The 20,076-nt window shown below is 45.3% G+C and carries 17 protein-coding genes; 15 read left to right on the top strand and 2 right to left on the bottom strand.

Going from position 1 to position 20,076, the window contains the following annotated elements; all coding sequences use genetic code 11:
- The first annotated feature begins 5 nt into the window (after positions 1-5).
- Both MHB82_RS21665 and MHB82_RS21660 read left to right on the top strand, forming a co-directional pair.
- Positions 6-1,340: a PhoH family protein gene (locus MHB82_RS21665; RefSeq protein WP_095289936.1), complete on the top strand. Its 1,335-nt coding sequence runs from the start codon at positions 6-8 to the stop codon at positions 1,338-1,340.
- A gap of 223 nt (positions 1,341-1,563) precedes the next feature.
- Entirely contained in the window at positions 1,564-2,835 is a 1,272-nt protein-coding gene (locus MHB82_RS21660) for an extracellular solute-binding protein (protein WP_341175789.1), read from the top strand.
- A 3-nt stretch (positions 2,836-2,838) separates the two neighbouring features.
- Here the strand turns inward: MHB82_RS21660 and MHB82_RS21655 are convergent, their stop codons facing one another.
- A complete protein-coding gene (locus MHB82_RS21655) occupies positions 2,839-3,918 on the bottom strand; it encodes a coiled-coil domain-containing protein (RefSeq protein WP_341175788.1) in 1,080 nt (359 codons plus the stop codon).
- 196 nt (positions 3,919-4,114) lie between these two features.
- Positions 4,115-4,351 (bottom strand): DUF2626 domain-containing protein, encoded by a 237-nt coding sequence (locus MHB82_RS21650; protein WP_095289941.1) that lies wholly within the window; start codon positions 4,349-4,351, stop codon positions 4,115-4,117.
- 314 nt (positions 4,352-4,665) lie between these two features.
- Here MHB82_RS21650 and MHB82_RS21645 point away from each other — a divergent pair, with 314 nt between their 5' ends.
- From MHB82_RS21645 to MHB82_RS21585, 13 genes are all read left to right on the top strand, one after another.
- Complete coding sequence (locus MHB82_RS21645; RefSeq protein ID WP_095359469.1) at positions 4,666-5,316, top strand: RsfA family transcriptional regulator; 651 nt, start codon at positions 4,666-4,668, stop codon at positions 5,314-5,316.
- A gap of 142 nt (positions 5,317-5,458) precedes the next feature.
- A complete protein-coding gene (locus MHB82_RS21640; protein ID WP_341175787.1) occupies positions 5,459-6,421 on the top strand; it encodes a ketopantoate reductase family protein in 963 nt (320 codons plus the stop codon).
- Positions 6,421-6,795: a DUF3397 domain-containing protein gene (locus tag MHB82_RS21635; RefSeq protein WP_095359467.1), complete on the top strand. Its 375-nt coding sequence runs from the start codon at positions 6,421-6,423 to the stop codon at positions 6,793-6,795. The genes MHB82_RS21640 and MHB82_RS21635 overlap by 1 nt, the downstream gene beginning before the upstream one ends.
- Positions 6,796-6,946: 151 nt before the next feature.
- The gene (locus tag MHB82_RS21630) at positions 6,947-8,647 is read left to right on the top strand and encodes a peptide ABC transporter substrate-binding protein (RefSeq protein ID WP_341175786.1); all 1,701 of its coding nucleotides are present in this window, start codon (positions 6,947-6,949) and stop codon (positions 8,645-8,647) included.
- A 189-nt stretch (positions 8,648-8,836) separates the two neighbouring features.
- A complete protein-coding gene (locus MHB82_RS21625; RefSeq protein WP_095289949.1) occupies positions 8,837-9,769 on the top strand; it encodes an ABC transporter permease in 933 nt (310 codons plus the stop codon).
- Between the two features lie 47 nt (positions 9,770-9,816).
- Positions 9,817-10,698, top strand: coding sequence for an ABC transporter permease (locus MHB82_RS21620; protein WP_371859956.1), 882 nt, complete (start codon positions 9,817-9,819; stop codon positions 10,696-10,698).
- A gap of 17 nt (positions 10,699-10,715) precedes the next feature.
- The gene (locus MHB82_RS21615) at positions 10,716-12,485 is read left to right on the top strand and encodes an ABC transporter ATP-binding protein (RefSeq protein ID WP_095359464.1); all 1,770 of its coding nucleotides are present in this window, start codon (positions 10,716-10,718) and stop codon (positions 12,483-12,485) included.
- Between the two features lie 152 nt (positions 12,486-12,637).
- Entirely contained in the window at positions 12,638-14,269 is a 1,632-nt protein-coding gene (gene bshC, locus MHB82_RS21610; RefSeq protein WP_341175785.1) for a bacillithiol biosynthesis cysteine-adding enzyme BshC, read from the top strand.
- Positions 14,270-14,328: 59 nt separating this feature from the next.
- Positions 14,329-15,594: an adenosylhomocysteinase gene (locus MHB82_RS21605; RefSeq protein WP_110821249.1), complete on the top strand. Its 1,266-nt coding sequence runs from the start codon at positions 14,329-14,331 to the stop codon at positions 15,592-15,594.
- Between the two features lie 273 nt (positions 15,595-15,867).
- Positions 15,868-16,305, top strand: coding sequence for a division/cell wall cluster transcriptional repressor MraZ (gene mraZ, locus MHB82_RS21600; RefSeq protein WP_017687291.1), 438 nt, complete (start codon positions 15,868-15,870; stop codon positions 16,303-16,305).
- Between the two features lie 18 nt (positions 16,306-16,323).
- A complete protein-coding gene (gene rsmH, locus MHB82_RS21595) occupies positions 16,324-17,274 on the top strand; it encodes a 16S rRNA (cytosine(1402)-N(4))-methyltransferase RsmH (protein ID WP_183521838.1) in 951 nt (316 codons plus the stop codon).
- Positions 17,275-17,301: 27 nt separating this feature from the next.
- Complete coding sequence (locus MHB82_RS21590; protein ID WP_341175784.1) at positions 17,302-17,730, top strand: hypothetical protein; 429 nt, start codon at positions 17,302-17,304, stop codon at positions 17,728-17,730.
- Between the two features lie 12 nt (positions 17,731-17,742).
- Positions 17,743-20,055 (top strand): penicillin-binding transpeptidase domain-containing protein, encoded by a 2,313-nt coding sequence (locus MHB82_RS21585; RefSeq protein WP_341175783.1) that lies wholly within the window; start codon positions 17,743-17,745, stop codon positions 20,053-20,055.
- The last annotated feature ends 21 nt before the right edge of the window (positions 20,056-20,076 follow it).

The following is a 20,076-nucleotide window of genomic DNA, read 5'->3' as shown; positions in this document are numbered from 1 at the left end:
ATTGAATGAAAAAGATTTTTGTATTGGATACCAACGTGCTTCTGCATGACCCCAATGCCATTTTTGCCTTCGAGGAACATGAGGTAATCATTCCCGCGGTTGTACTGGAGGAAATTGACTCTAAAAAAAGAAATGCTGATGAGATTGGCCGCAATGCCCGAAATGTTTCGAGATTGCTTGATGGTCTGCGTGAACTGGGTCACCTGCACAGTGGAGTTCCTCTCGCCAATGGGGGTAACCTGAAGGTCGAATTGAATCATCGAAGCTTTGTAAGGGTACAAGAAATGTTTGGTGAAATCACCAATGATAACCGAATTCTGGCGGTTGCGCTGAATTATCAAATTGAAGAAAATGAGAAAGAGGTTGTGGAACGGCAAGTTGTGTTGGTTAGCAAAGATGTACTTGTGCGTATCAAAGCAGATGTACTCGGTCTGTTCACTCAAGATTACTTGTCCGATCGGACTGCAGGGCTCAGTGAACTATATCCAGGCTATACAGCTTTGAAGGTTCACCCGTCGGTAATCGATGAGTTTTACACATATCGTTTTCTGCCAATTAAACCATTGCAGTTGTCCTATAAGCTGTATCCTAATGAATTTGTGATTCTTAAGGATGAAATGGGTACCAACAAATCAGCGCTGCTGAAGGTCAACACGGAGGGAACCAAACTTGAGCCGCTGTTCCTAAGCAATGATAACGTATGGGGGATTAGTGCTCGAAATGCACAGCAGCGTATGGCGCTGGAATTACTACTAAATGATGATATACCACTCGTGACCATTACGGGCAAAGCAGGCACAGGTAAAACCTTACTGGCTCTCGCTGCAGGCCTTCTTAAAGTGGAGGATGATCATAAATATAAAAAGTTATTGATTGCGAGGCCAGTGGTTCCCATGGGGAAGGATATCGGTTATCTGCCAGGGGAAAAGGAAGAGAAGCTGAGACCGTGGATGCAGCCTATATATGATAATCTAGAGTTTTTGTTTGATACAAAAAAGGCTGGAGATATCGATAAAATTTTGATGGGGTTAGGCAGTATACAGGTGGAAGCATTAACGTATATTCGCGGACGTTCCATACCTGGTCAATTTATTATTGTGGATGAAGCCCAGAACCTATCACGTCATGAAGTAAAAACCATCGTTTCGCGTGTAGGTGAAGGCAGTAAAATCATACTGATGGGTGACCCTGAACAAATCGATCATCCGTATCTGGATTCCGCGAGCAATGGTCTGACCTATGTTGTGGAACGATTCAAACAAGAGGGCATTAGTGGTCATATTATGCTTGAAAAAGGAGAGCGTTCCAAACTGGCTCAATTGGCGGCGGATTTGTTATAAGTTTAAGCGGATATATTTCCCGGGAAAATATACAAAAAGATCGGCTCGCTGGAGCCGGTCTTTTTTTGCTGAAATATTTAAAAAGAGTTATTGCACAGACCTATGTATTCTCATAGTATGCAAAATCTCAAAAATATGTTTTTTGGCAGGATAGGACAGGAGTACTACTTTTTTGTTACAATAAACTTTACAGGAAAAATATAGGGAGCGAGGAGGAGAGTTGATGAAGCGTAGACATCAGGTTGTTTTATTTGCAGTGCTGCTGCTTTCATTGACGATCCTGTCTCCAAGCTTTGATTTTAGAGGAGTACCACAGAACCAAGATCAAGATCAGGAGAATGATGCCTTTCCCAATGCAGTAACCCGTAGTGAGAATCAACAGGCGCCGGTTGATATTGTCGTTTCGATGTCTGAAAGTGAGTTTCGGGTGTTCTCGGCAATCGCAAAACAAGTTGCTGCCGCGCGGGTGGTGAAAATCAATCTACGGAATCTGGCCTCGGATACATATAAGAAGATACTGGATAACGAGCTTGCTGTAGGGGACAGCGGGGATATAATCCTGCTTGATAGTGAGGAAATTCAGGGTTATGCCAAAAGAGGGCATCTGTACCCTTTAAATGCAACAACGTTGTCGAAGGCGCTAGGTGACTCTGTAACTCCATTACGGGAAAAGACAGAGTGGAATGGTTATCAATGGGGAATGCCATTTGATTTCGACCCTTACGTTCTTGCCTCACGGTCCAAATCTCTTGCTGATGCAGGGTTGGAACGGTTACCACAAAACCTGGAGGAGTGGACCAGGGTTATTAATCAAATGGAGAATAAGAGTCAGAAGTTACTTGCGATCAACATCGATGATGCTTATGCAGCAGATGCTTGGTTAAATGAGTTTGGGTCTGGAGTCGCTCCGAGTACGTTAAAAACGGCAACGGGGTCGCATACAGCTGGGGGATATGAACAGGCGCTGCAGGTGCTGAACCGGGTTCAGCCTTATATTCAGGTCCAAAATACCGACCCGGATTTTGTTGATAAAGATATGCAGGAAGAAACGTTAATGGTTGTGACCCCTTTTTCCCAACTGGTGAACAATGATCCGGCAATAACTGAAGATCGTCTACCGAATCGGATCATGTTTAAACCCCTTGCACCTGTAGCATCCAGAAGTTTCGTGATTACGTCGGGTTCACATGAAGCAGAGCAGGCCAGTCGATGGATTGAGGGTATGACCTCCAATTCCGTGCAATCAGACTGGTACCAGCAAGCTCATCATTTGCCTGGTCAACAGCAGCAATTGAACACAGAGTCCCAAAAGCTCTCTGTCGAAGGGCAAATAATGAGTGGTAATGGTAAGGGATGGTTTGTGTCCAAAACATCTGAAACCCCTGTGATGGATAACCCGGAGCTGGTATTACAATATAATAAGAAAGTTCAACAGTTTCTTCATGGAGAGATTTCTGCGAATCAGTATGTGAATGACATGTTAAAAATACAGTAATCATCAAAATGATATGGCGAGTTTAACTTCAAGTACCCCTTTGCTTGTCGATACATCTGTAGCTTTCACGAAGGACAGAATCTTCTGCGGGTAGAATCCAAGATCAAATTCCTTTTCAAGCATACGTCTTGTCGTATCAGGTAGTTCCAATTGGTTGAAAACAAGTTTATCTACATGAAAACGGATAGAATTCTGAGGTTCATTTTCTACCGTATAATGACCCTCAATACTGAGCTGTAACTGATCACGCTGTCCGGAGGCTGTAATTCGGTCCTCGTCAAACTGAAAGGCAAAATCTTCGAAAATCGGGTTCTGTTCACGCAGGAATTGATTCAGATCGTCTTGTCCAATGCGAATGGTATAAGCTGTTCCGGTTGTGGAAATTCCGCCATTCTGTTCTTGTATAAACTGAGGGAGATTTTGCATGGCCGTTGCTAGTGCTCTGAAATACCGTTTGACTTCATAAATGCCAACATTCTCCCAATAAATGGTCAATTCCTCCATTAACTTCTGAATGGCTGCCGGGTTTCCGCTTGCCGAAACTTGTCCGTCTACTTCCTTCTGCAATGCAACCACACGCTCTCGCTGACTTACCAGATTGGTCTTTAGTTCTTCCAGCTCTGTCGTGGTCTGACTTATTTTCGTTGAAGTTTCCTGCATGCTGCGATAACGGTCCTGATATTTGCTTAGCACTGCCTGATCTCTGCCAATAATAATTTGGTAGTAATCAAATAAGATAAACAAGTCTTTGAACGATCTGGCTCCCAGGACCGTCATGAGGAGGCTGTCTCGTTCTCCGGTGTAATACGACCTAACCACAGCACCTGCCCGATCTTGCTGAATATGTATTTGATCTTCCTGTTCCTGGAGCTGAACATTCAATTCTTCCTGCTGTTGATTGAGTTCCTTCTGCCTTACGGCAATACGTTTAATTTCATGATCGATTTCCACGATGGACAGACTCTTCTGCAAAATTTCACGTGTTTCCTCAGGTGAAGGTTCTCCATAGGCATATGCCAATGTAGATTGACCAAATAGTAGTGTGCATAGGATCAGGGCACAAATGCTATATCGACGGTTCACCGTATCATTCTCCTTTCCTTCAAGTACAATATTCATTGTACAGGCTTCTGTCTTCCAGACAATATATGAAATGAAATCTTGAAATATCCTTAGTGGATACATAACGCTGAAAACAACCCATTAATCAGACAGCCATAAAGGAAAAACAAAAAAGCGAAACGGCTTATGGCCGAATCGCTTTGATGCTGTTGGCGGATTAAAGCGGCAACCCCATTTGGAACACAGTCCAGTAGCTGAACCCTGTGAAAGTAACGATCATATAACCCCAGAAGAGCAATATGTACGTTCTTTCGGTGAATTTTAGATACCCCAAAATGACGAAAAACGCAGTCTGCAGGAAAAAAAGCAAAGCCATCTCGACCAAATCTCCCGCAAAAGCCATCAGGCCAATCGTTAGCGTGAAGAACCCGAGTACCCGAAACATGCGTGCCACGGTTAGTCCTCCTCTCTATGTACGATCATAGATTGTCTACACAACATTATACCGGGAAAGGAAAAAGGTGTAAACAGAATTGGATATGAAAGCGAATTCTTTTTTTATCGAATTCGTGTGCAAATAGGTCACCTTTTCCATATGTAAGGTATGAGTGCTCGCAAATATGGACATACATTTTAGTATGAAATCAATTCTATGAACTCTATGAGAGGCATAAGAATGAATGAAGCAGCTTTTATACCTAATTCACAAACCGGGAAACCGGTAATGAGGACGGTTATTTTAGGATGTTGTTAGGAGGGTATTATAGCATGACTGCAGTGAGACAGGATGCTTGGAGTACAGAGGACGATTTGATCTTGGCTGAGGTGACTTTGCGGCATATTCGGGAAGGCAGCACACAACTCGCGGCATTCGAGGAAGTTGGCGAAAAAATAGGTAGAACATCTGCCGCTTGCGGTTTTCGCTGGAACAGCTGTGTGCGTAAAAAGTATGAGTCTGCCATTAGCAATGCGAAGGCACAGCGTCAAAAGAGAAGTTATCTCCGAAAACAGCCAGCTTTGCTTGGACCACAGGTCGCAGCTCTATCTACGCTTGATACGGAAGAAAACCTATACAAGGCCGATGGAGTTTCAGAAGACTCCTTATCCATTGATGCAGTAATTCGCTTTTTGCGCCAGTGGAAAGGTAATGTTCAGGAAAATGGGCGTCAACTCAAAATGCTCGAAAAGGAACTTCGTGAAAAAGAAGATGAACTCCATGAGCTTCGTTGTGAGAATGACCGTTTATCCAAACAAGTGAATGAAGTGCAAACCGATTACCGTGTAGTAAATGATGATTACAAGGCATTGATTCAGATCATGGATCGTGCACGCAGGCTTGCTTTTCTGGCTGAAGAAGATGAGGAACTAAAAACTCGTTTCAAAATGGATGCCAACGGCAATCTGGAACGAATTGAATAACGGATCAAGTTGTAAGAATGACGATATTTGATCAGGCCCGTCACATCTCCGTTACAAACGGCAGGTAAGACGGGTTTTTTGTTTGAAATATTTGTTCTATTATATATAGATGTAATTATTGAGAGTGGAAGAGGGATGTCTCATGGTGATCGACATTGTAGGAGCTGGTTCACTTGGTCTTTTATTTGGAGGGAAGCTTCAGGCTGCAGGTCATGCAGTGCGTTTTTGGACAAGGACGCCTGAACAAGCGGAAGAACTGCGTGTGCACGAACTAACGATTACAGAGCAAGGGAAGAAGACTAAATTGCTTCCTCAACATATTCAGGCCTATCCAATAACCGAATTGTCTGCTCAGTGGCATGATCAACCAGGTGACTGGCTTCTCCTCATGGTTAAGCAGACAAGTATAGATGATGTTATTCATATCATGGAGTCGGTGAAAGAGTATAGCCTTAATATTGTCTGCTTCCAGAACGGGATGGGCCATATAGAGAAAATACAAGCTGCCTTGCCATTGTCCAGTATATACCGGGCGGTAACTACTGAAGGTGCCAAGAGAGTGGAGTACGGGGTTATACGGGCTGGTGAGGGGGAAACCTGGTTTGGTAGAGATGTACATACGAAAGAAATAGAAAAAGACACCTCAGGGAATCTGGAAGAAGTTCGGTTGGCAGCACTATTGCAGCAGGCAGGATTTAACTGTACAGCGTCGAATCAAATCGATAAGCTGATATACAGGAAACTTCTGATCAATGCTGTCATTAATCCACTTACCGCGATATGGAGAATACCTAATGGAGAATTGCTTCAGAATGATTATCGCTTAAAGGTTATGCGCCATTTATATGATGAAGCTTCAGCCATTTACAAGGCAAGCGATATTATGGTGGGTACCGACATGTGGGAGGAAATTCTATCCGTTTGTCGATCGACGGCTTCGAACACATCCTCAATGCTCGCTGATGTAATGCAAGGACGGCGTACCGAAGTGGAATCAATCAGTGGGCAAATGGTACAACTGGCGCATCGGTGTGGGTTGACTGCTCCGCAACATGAATTAATGCTTCATCTGATCGAAGGAATTAGGCCGGAAGGAGTGAGTTAATGGGTTTTTTTATCGTGCTGAGCATACTACCGTTTTTTCCGTTTCTTATTGTGTACTGGGCCATGTATGGGTGGAAAAAGGATAAACGAGCTTCACTTCGCACCGCGATGGATGTCACTACGGTTTTTCTGATCTTCTCTGTTTCGGCGTTATTCAACTTAACATTTGATTCGAATTTTGGATTTTATTTAACCATGATACTCATACTAATTGCACTTGGATTGATTGGAGGGGCTCAAAATAGGTTGAAAGGAAAGGTCGATGGGGGTCGAATGTTCCGGGCCGTTTGGCGCATGGCCTTTGTTATGATGAGTTTTGGGTATGTCTCATTTACTATATTTGGATTATTTAGATACTTAATGAAACAGATGTGAGGTTACATAACGCAAAACGGCTAAAAAATGTGTCGATTTTGTCGAAAACTGAAAAAAACATTACTTTCTGAAAAAGTAATGTAGATTTTTTTGACCGGTGGTTGTATAATCTATAAACATAAACCACATCAATTTAGGGGGAAAGTGTTAGATGAAAAGGAAAAGTCTATTAGTCCTTTTGACGCTGATTCTGGCGTTCGGTACCGTACTTGCAGCGTGCGGATCGAAAAATGAAGGCACAACAAGTAACACGGGAACTGGCTCTGCAGGCGAGGAAAGCGGTCTCGCAAAAGATCAAGTGCTGAAAATTAACCTGACAGCTGAACCTCCTACGTTGGACCCGGCTCAGGCAAAAGACAGCCAAACCAACACTGTTCTGAAATTCTTGTATGAAGGTCTTGTACGCATCGATGCTGATGGTAAAGAAGCACCAGGCGTTGCAAAAGACTGGACAATTTCCGAAGATGGTTTGAAATATGTGTTCAACCTGAACCCTGATGCTAAATGGAGCAACGGTGATGCAATCACTGCAGAAGACTTCGTTCGCTCTTGGGAACGTGCATTGAAACCGGAAACGGCTTCCCCGTACGCGTACCAATTGTACTACATCAAAGGCGCTGAAGGTTACAACCTCAGCAAAGACGAAACATACAAAGGTACTAAAATCACAGATTTCTCCCAAGTGGGTGTAAAAGCTACTGATGAGCACACACTCGAAGTAACGTTGGAAAACCCAACACCTTATTTCTTGGGTCTGACAGCATTCTACACGTACTACCCAGTACACCAATCTGCTGACACAAACGATAAATTCTTCACAGACTACAAAAACATGATCGTTAACGGACCATTTGTAATGGATCAATACGCTAAAGGTCAAAAAATCGTAGTTAAGAAAAACGAAGGCTACCATGCAGCTTCCGATATCAAATTGTCTGAAATCAATATGTCCCTGACAAGCAGCAGTGCTTCCGAACTGCAAGCTTACAAGTCTGGACAACTGGATTACACTGGTGCACCTAACGGTGAAATTCCAACCGACCAAATTCCTTCTGTAAAAGCGGAATTGCCGGAGGAGTTCAAAGCAACTGGTATTGCAAGTACTTACTACTACCAGTTCAACGTTAATGAAGCTCCATTCAACAATGCTAAAATCCGTAAAGCTTTCGCAATGTCAATCGAGCGTCAATTGATCGTTGACAAAGTTACACAAGGTGGACAAGTTCCTGCATTTGGATTTGTACCTCCAGGTATCCGCGGTGAAAACGGCGAATTCCGTGATGAGCACAAAGACGATTACTTCACTGAAAATGTTGAAGAAGCAAAAGCATTGCTTGCTGAAGGTATGAAAGAAGAAGGCTACACAACTTTGCCAGCTGTTACATTGATCTATAACACTAGTGATGCTCACGCGAAAATCGCGCTTGCTGTTGCTGACATGTGGAAGAAAAACCTTGGTGTTGACGTGAAAACCGAAAACCAAGAGTGGGGCGTATTCCTTGAGAACCGTCAAAACCAAAACTTCCAAGTAGCTCGTGCAGGCTGGTCTGCAGACTACAACGATCCGTACAACTTCTTGGAAATGTGGACTACTGGTAACACAAACAATGATTCCAAGTTCAGCAACGAACAGTACGACAAAGATGTTAAAGACACTGTGAAATCTGCTGATCCAGCTGCACGTATGGCTGCATTTGCTGATGCTGAGAAAGTCCTGATTCAAGACGAAATGGCTGTAATGCCAATCTACTACTACACTAACGTATCTTTGACTAAGCCTTACCTGAAAGGCGTACAACTTGATTTCAGTGGAGCAATTGACTTCACTCGTGCATATCTGGAAGAGAAATAAGTTGTTCTGAAGTCTATATGATTACTTCGGGATATATATGTGGAATTCCATATATATCCCGATTTTTTTGTATGTGCACCGATTTTCCTTATAATTCTTGAAATTTCCGATAAATGGATTGGACTTTATTCATGTCTAATTCTACAATCGATTTGTATACAAAATATTGTTTTTGGAGGTGTGCAAGGGTTGGTTAAGTACGTGCTGAAAAAATTGCTATTTATGCTGCTATCGCTTTTCATACTCGCATCAGCAACCTTCTTCCTGATGAAGGCCATTCCGGGTGACCCTTTTACATCCGAGAAAAAAGTATCGCCTGAGATTCGGGCACTACTGGAAGAGAAGTATGGGCTGGACAAACCGATGTATGAACAATACCTGAAGTATATGGGTGGAATTCTCAAAGGTGATTTTGGTGTTTCGATGAAATATCTGAATCAAGAAGTAACCGACATGATCACTCAAACGTTTACAGCATCTCTGAAACTGGGGATCTTCGCTATTGTGATCTCTGTCGTCGTTGGGGTTTTGCTGGGACTTATCGCTGCGGTTTACCATCGTAAGCTGATAGATGATGTCACGATGATCCTCGCGGTAATTGGTATCGCGGTACCGAGCTTCTTGCTCGCATCCCTGCTTCAATACGTTTTCGCCTTCAAACTGGGCTGGTTTAACGTTATGGGATTCGACGGACCGCTTGACTATGTACTTCCGGTTGCGGCATTGTCTGCATCCCCGATTGCCTTTATCGCACGTTTGACGCGTTCCAGCATGCTCGAAGTGCTGCACGCGGATTACATCAAGACAGCAAAAGCCAAAGGTCTGAAATGGCCTGCAATCATGTTTAAACACGTTATTCGTAACGGTATTCTTCCCGTTGTAACTTATGTGGGTCCGATGACAGCTAACATCATCACGGGTTCCGTCGTTATTGAGCAAATCTTTAACATCGGGGGAATTGGTAAAGTATTCGTAGAGAGTATCACGAACCGGGATTATACAATGATCATGGGGATTACGATTTTCTATGGTATCCTCCTGATGTTGGCACGTTTCCTTACAGATATCGCATATGTGCTGATTGATCCTAGAATTAAGCTGGAAAGCCGGAAGGGGGCATAACGTTGTCTGGCACGAACAATAACAATAAAGAAACGGCGAACACTGCCCTGGATAGTCAGGCAGCGGTGAAATCGCAAGAAAGTGTATCGTTATGGAAAGACGCCATGTACAGACTTGCAACCAACAAGGCCGCGATGATCAGTTTGGGCATTCTGGTTCTTGTTGTCATTTTCTCGCTGATTGGTCCAACTTCGTTATTCACAAGTTATAATTATTATTCCAATGATTTGCTTAACGCCAATGCAGCGCCAAGTGCGGAGCACTGGTTCGGAACGGACGAGCTCGGTCGTGACGTATGGGTAAGAACCTGGGTAGGTGCACGTGTGTCCCTTACTGTAGGTCTGGCTGCTGCCTTGATTGACCTTGTCATCGGGGTAATCTACGGAGCGATTATGGGCTTCTACGGTGGACGTGTTGATGGTATCATGAACAAGTTCTCCGAGATCCTCTATTCCCTGCCTTACATGCTCGTTGTAATCTTGTTGCTCGTTGTCCTGGAACCAAGCCTTACAACGATCATCATTGCCCTTACAATCACAGGCTGGATCAGCATGTCCTGGATTGTACGTGGTGAGATTATGCAATTGAAAAACAGAGACTTTATTCTTGCAGCGCGGTCCATGGGCGCAAGCACAGGACGTCAATTGTTCCGCCACTTGCTGCCAAATGCAGTAGGACCAATTCTCGTAACGCTGACTCTATCTATTCCAAATGCCATCTTTGCTGAAGCGTTCTTGAGCTTCCTCGGATTGGGTGTATCTGCACCGAAATCTTCCCTGGGTTCGATGATCAATGACGCATTGACAGGCTGGACGCTGTATCCTTGGCGGATGTGGTTCCCTGCAGGTCTGATGGTACTTACAATGCTTGCATTTAACTTGCTCGGAGACGGTCTGCGTGACGCACTCGATCCGAAATTGCGTAAATAGAAATAGGAGGTGGGATTATGGAGCCAATCTTAACAGTCAAAGACCTAAGCGTGTCATTTACAACACGTTCTGGTGAATTTGATGCCGTTAAAAATGTGAGTTTTGAACTTGGCAAAGGAGAGACGCTGGGGATTGTTGGTGAATCCGGTAGTGGTAAAAGTGTTACCGCCCAAACCATCATGAAGTTGATTCCCTCCCCGCCTTCGAAGGTCAAAAGTGGAGAGATTACTTTTCACGGGCAGAGCCTGCTTGGAAAAACAGATAAACAAATGGAAGCTATCCGCGGTAAAGATATCGGGATGATCTTCCAGGATCCAATGACTTCATTGAATCCTACAATCAAAGTCGGTAAACAAATTACCGAAGTGCTTCGCAAACACCAAAACATGTCCAAAAAAGAAGCGGAAAAACGCGCTCTGGAAATGTTGGAGCTCGTGGGTATCAAAAATGCGGCAATCCGCATGAATCACTATCCACACCAATTTTCCGGTGGTATGCGTCAGCGTGCAATGATCGCTATTGCCCTGGCATGCCGTCCATCCCTTCTGATTGCGGACGAGCCGACAACTGCACTCGACGTAACGATTCAGGCGCAAATCCTGGACGTCATGAAGGATATGCAGCAAAAGCTCGGAACTTCCATCATGCTCATTACCCATGACCTTGGTGTAGTAGCCGGTATGTGTGATCGGGTTGTCGTTATGAAGGAAGGCGAAGTTGTGGAAACGGGAACGACAGCTGAAATTTTCAGCAATCCTAAGCATCCATATACGATCAAATTGTTGAACGCCTTGCCTCGTTTGGACGAGCCTAAGAAAGAAAAACCGACTCCGGTTGGTATTATCAAAGGTGCCAACAAGCCGCTAGTTGAGGTAAAGAACCTGAAACAATACTTCAATTTGGGTAAAGGAAACATTCTCAAAGCGGTTAATGATGTCAGCTTTGATATTTTTGAAGGCGAAACCCTTGGGGTTGTAGGTGAATCCGGATGTGGTAAATCCACAACAGGACGCACGATTCTTCGCCTTTATGAGCCAACGGGCGGAAATGTAAACTTTAACGGAACGGATATCTATAAGCTGTCTCCACGCAAAATGAAAGAAATGCGTAAAGACATGCAGATGATTTTCCAAGATCCATATGCATCACTGAATCCACGTTTCAACGTTATGGATATTATCGGAGAATCACTGGATATCCATGGACTGGCTTCCAGCGGTAAAGAGCGGAAGAAACGTGTAGAGGAGTTGCTGGATCTCGTAGGCTTGAATCCAAGCCACGCGCTTCGTTACCCGCATGAATTTTCCGGTGGTCAAAGACAACGGATCGGTATTGCCCGTGCGCTTGCTGTGGATCCTAAATTCATCATCTGTGACGAGCCTTTGTCAGCACTTGATGTATCTATCCAAGCTCAAGTGGTTAAGTTGCTCGAAGAGCTTCAACAGCGTCTTGGTTTGACTTACCTCTTCATTGCGCATGACTTGTCGATGGTTAAGCATATCAGTGACCGTGTAGCTGTTATGTACATGGGTAAAGTGGTCGAGCTGGCAGAGAGTGAAGAACTTTACGCTAACCCTGTTCACCCTTACACTAAAACATTGCTATCTGCTATTCCTGTACCTGATCCGGAAGTGGAAGCAAACAAACGCCGCATTTTGCTGCCGGACGAACAGTCTGGACCAATCCAAAATGGAGCAACTGGTCCTGTAAACGATCCATATAACCTGGAGAATGCTCAATTAATTGAGATTTCCAAAGGTCACTGGGTTTCCGAACCATACGTTTAAGGAATTATATTCCGTTTGGACTTATTGATGTTATTAAACCGCCGGCTTGTTCGGCGGTTTTTTGATTTTTAGGTGACTTTCTTTTGACGAAGTGGCCTGTAGTTCGGTACAATCAAGAAAGGCTCTTTGAAGCAGAATAGGAGGCAGACCTCATGAAAGGTATTACCGAGGCACTCCGCAGCGGAACACAACTTGCAGAAGATTATATCTGCTCACGTGATGCTGCGCGGGGCCTTTACGAGTATGACATTCACTGGGAGTCCGGAATTCATGCGCGTGCCGAGTGGCTGGATCAATCGGAGAACACACGTGTGGATCGCGAGAACCTGGTAGAGTATTTACGTATATATAACAAACGTTTGAATGATCACGAAGCTGTACATCATTCTATCGCACGTTTGGCCGAGAAAGGAACGTTTGTAGTTACTGGTGGGCAGCAGAGCGGCTTGTTGACAGGGCCGTTATTTGTCATCTACAAAGCTGCGAGTGTCGTTGCAGCTGCCCGTGAAGCTGAAGCCAAGCTCCAGCGCCCGGTAGTTCCCGTATTTTGGATTGCTGGTGAAGATCATGACTGGGATGAAGTGAATCACACATATCTGCCCGGTCACAACGGTGAAATGACCAAGGTTAAGCTGCATGGACGGTTCGAAGGCCGAAATTCGGTGAGTGGAGTCACGGTTGAAACGGAACAATGGATGAACGTAATCGAGCAGGTGGAGCATCTTCTGCCGGATACTGTACATAAACCAGGATTAATGCAGATGCTCATCTCGATCCATCAGTCCAGCTCGAATCTTAGTGATGCTTTTGCGAGAATGGTGTCGGCATTGTTTGGCAGTACTGGACTTGTCCTAATGGATGCTGCCGATTCCGGATTAAGAGAACTGGAGCGCCCTGTATTCGAACGATTGATTCGCGAGAATGGTTCATTGCGTGAAGCTTATTTGCAAGGTGCTTCGAAGGTACAGGAAGCGGGCTATTCAATGCCGGCAGAAGTCGCTGAAGACGGAGCAAATTTGTTTTATATCCATGATGAAACCCGGTTGCTCCTGTTCCTGAAGGATGGTTTGTACTCGGATCGAAAAGGGCTGGTGTCGTTTACGGAAGAACGATTGCTGCAGGAGCTGGGGGAATATCCCGAGCGATTCAGTAATAATGTACTCACCCGGCCGTTAATGCAGGATTCCGTTCTGCCTGTAGCTGCGGTGATATTGGGGCAAGGTGAGATTGCATACTGGGGACTGACCAGAACCGCTTTCCGTCAGTTTGGTCTGCAAATGCCCATCTTGCTGCCGAGGTTGTCCTTCACCATTTTGGAGGATGTCCATCACAAGCACATGAATCAGTACCAGCTCTCTTTCCAAGATGTGCAATATCATATGGAAGAAAAAAGAGAGAAGTGGCTCGCAGGACAGGAAACGTTCCAGGTCGAGGAGCAATTTGAGCAAGTCCAGCAATCTTTTGCTGAGCTTTATCGTCCATTGCTTGATCAACTTGCGCAAATTCACGCTGGACTGGATCGGATCGGTGAAACGAATCTGAAAAAGATCAACGAACAGATGCAATATCTGCAAAAGCAAACACAGAAGGCGATCGCGGATAAACATGAGGTTGGACTCAGACATTGGAACGGCATACAGAACTCGCTCTTTCCTATGAACAAACCACAGGAACGAGTGCACAATGCGCTCTACTACTTGAACCGTTATGGAACCAAGTGGATTCAGGAACTCATTGAGAGCGGACGTGAATTCCGCGGTCAACATCAAGTGATTGAACTGTAACTGTGTGGTTCAGCAGACCTTTATAATAGAAGAAACACAGATAAACGAGGAGGATGGGCATGACTACACCTGCACTGCAAAATAGTATTGTTAAAGATATGGGACTCGCTTCAGAAGGACACCTGAAAATTGACTGGGTTGAAGCACATATGCCTGTATTGAACCGCATTCGTCGCCAATTTGAGCAGGATCTTCCTTTCAAAGGGTTAAAGGTTGCCATATGCCTTCACCTTGAAGCCAAAACAGCTTACCTGGCAAAAGTCATTCAGGCTGGCGGCGCAGAAGTGACCATTACACACAGTAACCCGCTGTCAACTCAGGATGATGTATGTGCGGCTCTTGTAGAAGATGGTGTTACAGTGTATGCCAAATACAATCCGGGGCCAGAAGAGTTCAAACAGCTCCAGCTTCGTGCATTGGAAGTTAAACCCGACCTGATTATTGATGACGGCGGCGACTTTGCAACGATTATTGCTTCCGAACGTCCTGACCTTGCGGCTACGATTCGTGGAGGCGCAGAGGAAACGACAACAGGTATTATCCGCCTGAAAGCTTTGGCGAAAGAAGGACAACTGCAGTTTCCGATGGTTGCGGTTAATGACGCTTATTGCAAATACCTGTTCGACAACCGTTATGGCACAGGCCAATCTGCCTTTGATGGCATTATCCGTACAACCAATCTGGTGGTAGCTGGAAAAAATGTTGTTGTAGCAGGATACGGCTGGTGTGGTAAAGGTGTCGCAATGCGTGCCAAAGGTCTGGGCGCCAATGTCATTGTAACTGAAATTGATCCAATCAAAGCGGTTGAAGCGCATATGGACGGTTTCCGTGTCATGACGATGGTGGAAGCGGCCCAATTGGGCGATTTCTTCATCGCTGTTACCGGCAACAAAGACGTGATCACAGGTGAACATTATGACGTGATGAAAGACGGAGCAATTTTGAGCAATGCAGGGCATTTCGATGTGGAAGTGAATAAACCTGAACTTGCCAAACGTTCAGAGTCCATCCGCACTGTGCGTCGCAATATTGAAGAGTATCGTTTCAAAGATGGACGTAAAATGTACCTTCTTGCAGAAGGACGTCTCGTGAATCTGGGTGCAGCTGATGGCCACCCTGCTGAGATTATGGACACGACATTTGCATTGCAGGCTTTGGGCTTGCGTTACGTTAGCGAGAATTACGCTGCATTGGGTAAAACCGTTGTTAACGTACCTTATGAAATTGACCAGCAAGTTGCCAGCTACAAACTGGAAAGCCTGAATATCTCTATTGATTCATTGTCAGCTGAACAGGAAAAATATCTGGATAGCTGGAAGTTTTAAGGGAACCCAATAATTACAAGCTGATGAACTGCTTCAAAGGGTTTAGAATAGTGTATTGATGATATGGCTCATTAGCGATTGCAAGTAGAATAACCGGTACCGGGGAAACGCCTTTGATCCTGAGCAAGAGGATCAAAGGCGTTTTTCTTATGAAGCAAATTGAAAAAAATCAAGCAAGCAAGAAGGGTTTTGATTTTTTAGTGCGAATCTATTATGCTTAGGTGGTGGAAAGTGGGGCAAAGTGGGAGAAACGGGTGAGGAGTGAGTGGGCCAATGTTTATGGGGGAGTTCCAACATAGCATTGATGACAAGGGTCGGGTTATTATTCCGGCCAAATTCCGCGAATCTCTGGGGCCGTCTTTCGTTGTCACACGGGGTTTGGACCAGTGTCTTTTCGTGTACCCTATGGAGGAGTGGGGGGTCATGGAACAGAAGCTCAAAGCACTGCCTTTGATGAAGTCGGATGCACGTGCGTTTACCCGCTTTTTTTTCTCGGGTGCTACCGAATGTGAATTGGACAAACAGGGCAGGGTAAATTTACCGGGCAATTTACGGGAATATGCCAAATTGGACAAGGATTGTGTTGTTCTTGGCGTGTCGAACCGGGTGGAGATCTGGAGCAAAGGCATATGGGAGAGTTATTTCAATCAATCCGAGGAAGCATTCAACGACATTGCCGAAAAGCTAGTCGATTTTAATTTTGATCTATAAAGTCAGGAGGGGTGCAGGTTGTTTCACCACATAACCGTACTCAAAGAAGAGGCAACAGAGGGATTAAACATCAAGCAGGACGGTATATACGTGGACTGCACTTTAGGCGGAGGAGGACATAGTTCCGTCATTGCTTCCAAGCTCGGTCCAGGGGGAAGGCTTATCGCACTGGATCAGGATGATTGGGCATTGGATAATGCACGCGAAAAGCTTGCTCCGTATGGAGATCGCATCACGCTTGTGAAAACAAATTTCCGTGATCTGGAACAGGTTCTGAAAGAACTGGATGTCCCAATGAAGGACGGCGTGCCGCAGGTGGATGGCATTTTGTACGATTTGGGTGTGTCATCACCTCAATTCGATGAAGGAGAACGTGGATTTAGTTACAATCACGATGCTCCGCTGGACATGAGGATGGATCAGGATGCATTTCTGACAGCCAAAGAGATTGTCAACGAATGGCCTGAAGAAGAGATTGCCCGAATTTTATATCGTTATGGTGAAGAAAAGTTTTCAAGAAGAATTGCCCGCGTCATTGTGGAAAAACGAAGCCAGGCTGTTATCGAGACCACAGGAGAGCTAGTGGAATTGATCAAGGAAGGCATCCCGGCTGCTGCTCGCCGTACAGGTGGACATCCGGCGAAGCGCAGTTTTCAGGCTTTGCGGATTGCAGTGAATGATGAGCTGGGTGCGTTTGAGGAAGCATTGCATCAGGCGGTTCGGTGTCTTGCACCAGGTGGACGTGTATCTGTTATTACCTTTCACTCGCTTGAGGATCGGATTTGCAAGCAAATATTCAGCAGTTATCTGGAGAAGTGTACGTGCCCGCCTGACTTTCCGTTATGCGTGTGCGGCGGTAAAGGTGTACTGCGTTTAGTCAACAGAAAACCGCTGATTCCGACGGATACGGAACTGGCCGAGAACTCCCGTGCACGTTCAGCTAAACTGCGCGTAGCCGAGAAACTGTAAACCAAGAGCGAAGGAGAGAGTCTTTGTATGGCATATACACGTGGTAACCTTGCAGTGAAAGAAAAAGCAACCCAAGAACGTGTGACGCAGCAGCGGTACAAGGAAACCACCAAAGTGGTGACTCGTCGTACGGGTCTTCCTGCACGAGAGAAATTTTTGTACCTGATGACATTGATCATCTGTATCGTTATCGGTGGTGCACTGATGTGGCGTTATGCTCATATCTATGAACTGAACAAGCAGGCTCAATCAACGCTGTCCGAGACGAGAGAAGCGGAGAAAACCATTGCTGACCTGCAGGTTGAAAAGGAAAGACTGAACAATTTGGTTATTGAAAATGCACGCAAACTTGGCTATGTAGAAGCGTCCGGCAAGGACGTTATAATCGTGCCTCGTTCAACTGGTGTAACGAACTCACAGGACACAGAGTCGTCTTCGGATACAGCAAGTAAGTAAAGAGGTGTACCGATGTTAAAAAGAATAAAGATGCGCACGCTGCTTATAGGGGGATGTATTACCCTCTTTTTTCTTGTACTGATAACCCGAATCTTTTTTATTCAAGTTGTAAACGGCAGTACCTGGCAAGGATATGCCTCCGAGCTGGTTGAACGTGAGCAGACGATTAAGGCAAGCCGGGGGTCTATTACGGATCGGAATGGCAACATTCTGGCAACGGATGCGCCTGCGTATACGGTATCGGTCAATCCCGAGATGATCCATGAACTTGGGATTGAAGATGTCGTTACGACCAAGCTCGCAGCAATACTTGGTAAAAACGAAAGTGAAATGCGTGCTTTGGTGACTGCCAAAGATAAAAAAGGGAAATTTTACAAACAGCGTGAGGTGCGAAGTGAGGGGTACAAAATCAGCCCGGAACTGGCAGCGAAAGTAACCGCGCTTAGGGAAGAACTGAAGGAAGAGTACAAGGCTCAGAACGCCATCGTAATGGCACAGGAATCGAAGCGGTTTTACCCCGAAGAGACGCTTGCATCGCATCTTCTGGGTTACATGAGTCGTGACGGTAAAGCTGTAAACGGGCTTGAAGTTTCGTATGATGAAGAACTGACGGGTACTGATGGTTACCTGAACTACCAAAAGGATGCCAAAGGCATCAAGCTTCCTGATTCTCAGGATAACTATCTTCCACCTCAAAACGGAAATAACCTGAAGCTGACGATTGATGATACCATTCAATTTTACATTGAAGATGCCATTAAGGAAGCAGTTGCTCAGTATAATCCGCTCAGTATGACCGTCATTGCAGCAGATCCAAACACGATGGAAATCTTGGGCATGGCGAACTGGCCGAATTTTAATCCCAATACGTACTGGGAAACCCCGGATCAAAAAGATTTCATCAACCATGCAACACAGTCTATCTACGAACCAGGCTCAACATTTAAGATTGTTACATTGGCTGGCGCTGTAGAAGAGAAGCTGTTTGATCCAAACGCGACGTTTGAGTCCAAACGGATCAACATTGGGGGATTTTCGATTAGTGATAATGGTCATGCTTATGGTACGATTTCCTATCTCGAAGGCGTCAAACGTTCAAGTAACGTTGCCTTTGTTAATCTCGGTTACAACATGCTTGGCGGCGAACGTCTGCGTCATTACATAGACGAATTCGGATTTGGCCAAAAAACGGGAATTGATCTGCCGAGCGAGTCCGCTTCACCGATCAAACCATTGGTTTATAAGTCCGAGATTGCAACAGCAGCCTATGGTCACGGTTTGGTTCAAGTAACCCCGATTCAGCAGGTGGCTGCCATCTCGGCCATTGCTAATGGCGGGAAACTGATGGTTCCACATCTGGTGAAGGAAATCATCAATCCAAATGACGGAACAACTGAAGTGACCAAGCCAAAAGAGGTCCGCCAAGTCATTTCCAAGGAATCTGCAAAACTGGTAAGTGGCTATTTGGAACAGGTTGTAGCAGACCAGCAGATCGGTACTGGGCGCAACGCCTATATCGAAGGATACCGGGTTGCTGGTAAAACGGGAACAGCAAGAAAATGGGTAAACGGGGAATATAGTAAAACCAAAGACGTCGTTTCGTTTATCGGATTTGCCCCTGTAAACAATCCCAAAATTGCGATGCTGGTCGTCATTGACCAACCGAGTGGAACCAACATTGGTGGTGGTGCTGCAGCAGCTCCAGTATTCAAAAAAATTGCCAGTCAAACCCTTCAATACATGGGTGTTCCGAAAGATACAACAAAGACCACGGACAAAAAGGCAGCTACCGTCGTTCAGACCAAGGCACCCGACCTCGCTGGGAAAACAGCCAAACAGGCTAGAAGCCAGCTTCTGAACGCAGGAATTGCTTACGAGACACTAGGGAAGGGCGAGAGTGTTATTCGCCAGTACCCTGCTGCGGGCGAATTTATGAACGCAGGTCAGCGAATCTATCTACTTACGGAAGACAGCAGCAGTATGAAAGTGCCTGATCTGACAGGGGAATCGCTACGTGATGCCATGGAAGTTCTTTCACTCATGAAAGTAGGAGTGATCGTCAAGGGTGAGGGTTATGTTGTGAGTCAGAAGGAGCAGGTCTCCGGGGAACAGCGAACCATACAGCTCACATTGCAGACGGCCAAGGCCGCAGTAACCGGAATAGCGGATGAAGATCCTGAGTCTTCTGATGCTGCATTAGAAGAAGAGGGGACAGCAGAAGCGTCCAGCAAGACAGAAGAAACGGGGAACTCGGATGGAACAGAGGCTTCAACCAATGAGACGGACTCGTCTTCTGGTGCAGCAATTGATCCGGTCCTCCCATAGCCATTGAATTTATAGCTTGTT

Origin of the sequence: Paenibacillus sp. FSL K6-2862, from assembly GCF_038005125.1 — a bacterium.
Classification (GTDB): Bacteria; Bacillota; Bacilli; order Paenibacillales; family Paenibacillaceae; genus Paenibacillus; species Paenibacillus illinoisensis_A.
This window is presented reverse-complemented; position numbering and strand designations above follow the sequence as displayed.

Excerpts from the sequence above, each read along its gene's own strand:
- MHB82_RS21665 (WP_095289936.1), top strand. The coding sequence starts at position 6 with ATGAAAAAGATTTTTGTATTGGATACCAACGTGCTTCTGCATGACCCC.
- MHB82_RS21660 (WP_341175789.1), top strand. The coding sequence starts at position 1,564 with ATGAAGCGTAGACATCAGGTTGTTTTATTTGCAGTGCTGCTGCTTTCA.
- MHB82_RS21645 (WP_095359469.1), top strand. The coding sequence starts at position 4,666 with ATGACTGCAGTGAGACAGGATGCTTGGAGTACAGAGGACGATTTGATC.
- MHB82_RS21640 (WP_341175787.1), top strand. The coding sequence starts at position 5,459 with ATGGTGATCGACATTGTAGGAGCTGGTTCACTTGGTCTTTTATTTGGA.
- MHB82_RS21635 (WP_095359467.1), top strand. The coding sequence starts at position 6,421 with ATGGGTTTTTTTATCGTGCTGAGCATACTACCGTTTTTTCCGTTTCTT.
- MHB82_RS21630 (WP_341175786.1), top strand. The coding sequence starts at position 6,947 with ATGAAAAGGAAAAGTCTATTAGTCCTTTTGACGCTGATTCTGGCGTTC.
- MHB82_RS21615 (WP_095359464.1), top strand. The coding sequence starts at position 10,716 with ATGGAGCCAATCTTAACAGTCAAAGACCTAAGCGTGTCATTTACAACA.
- bshC (WP_341175785.1), top strand. The coding sequence starts at position 12,638 with ATGAAAGGTATTACCGAGGCACTCCGCAGCGGAACACAACTTGCAGAA.
- MHB82_RS21605 (WP_110821249.1), top strand. The coding sequence starts at position 14,329 with ATGACTACACCTGCACTGCAAAATAGTATTGTTAAAGATATGGGACTC.
- mraZ (WP_017687291.1), top strand. The coding sequence starts at position 15,868 with ATGTTTATGGGGGAGTTCCAACATAGCATTGATGACAAGGGTCGGGTT.
- MHB82_RS21590 (WP_341175784.1), top strand. The coding sequence starts at position 17,302 with ATGGCATATACACGTGGTAACCTTGCAGTGAAAGAAAAAGCAACCCAA.
- MHB82_RS21585 (WP_341175783.1), top strand. The coding sequence starts at position 17,743 with ATGTTAAAAAGAATAAAGATGCGCACGCTGCTTATAGGGGGATGTATT.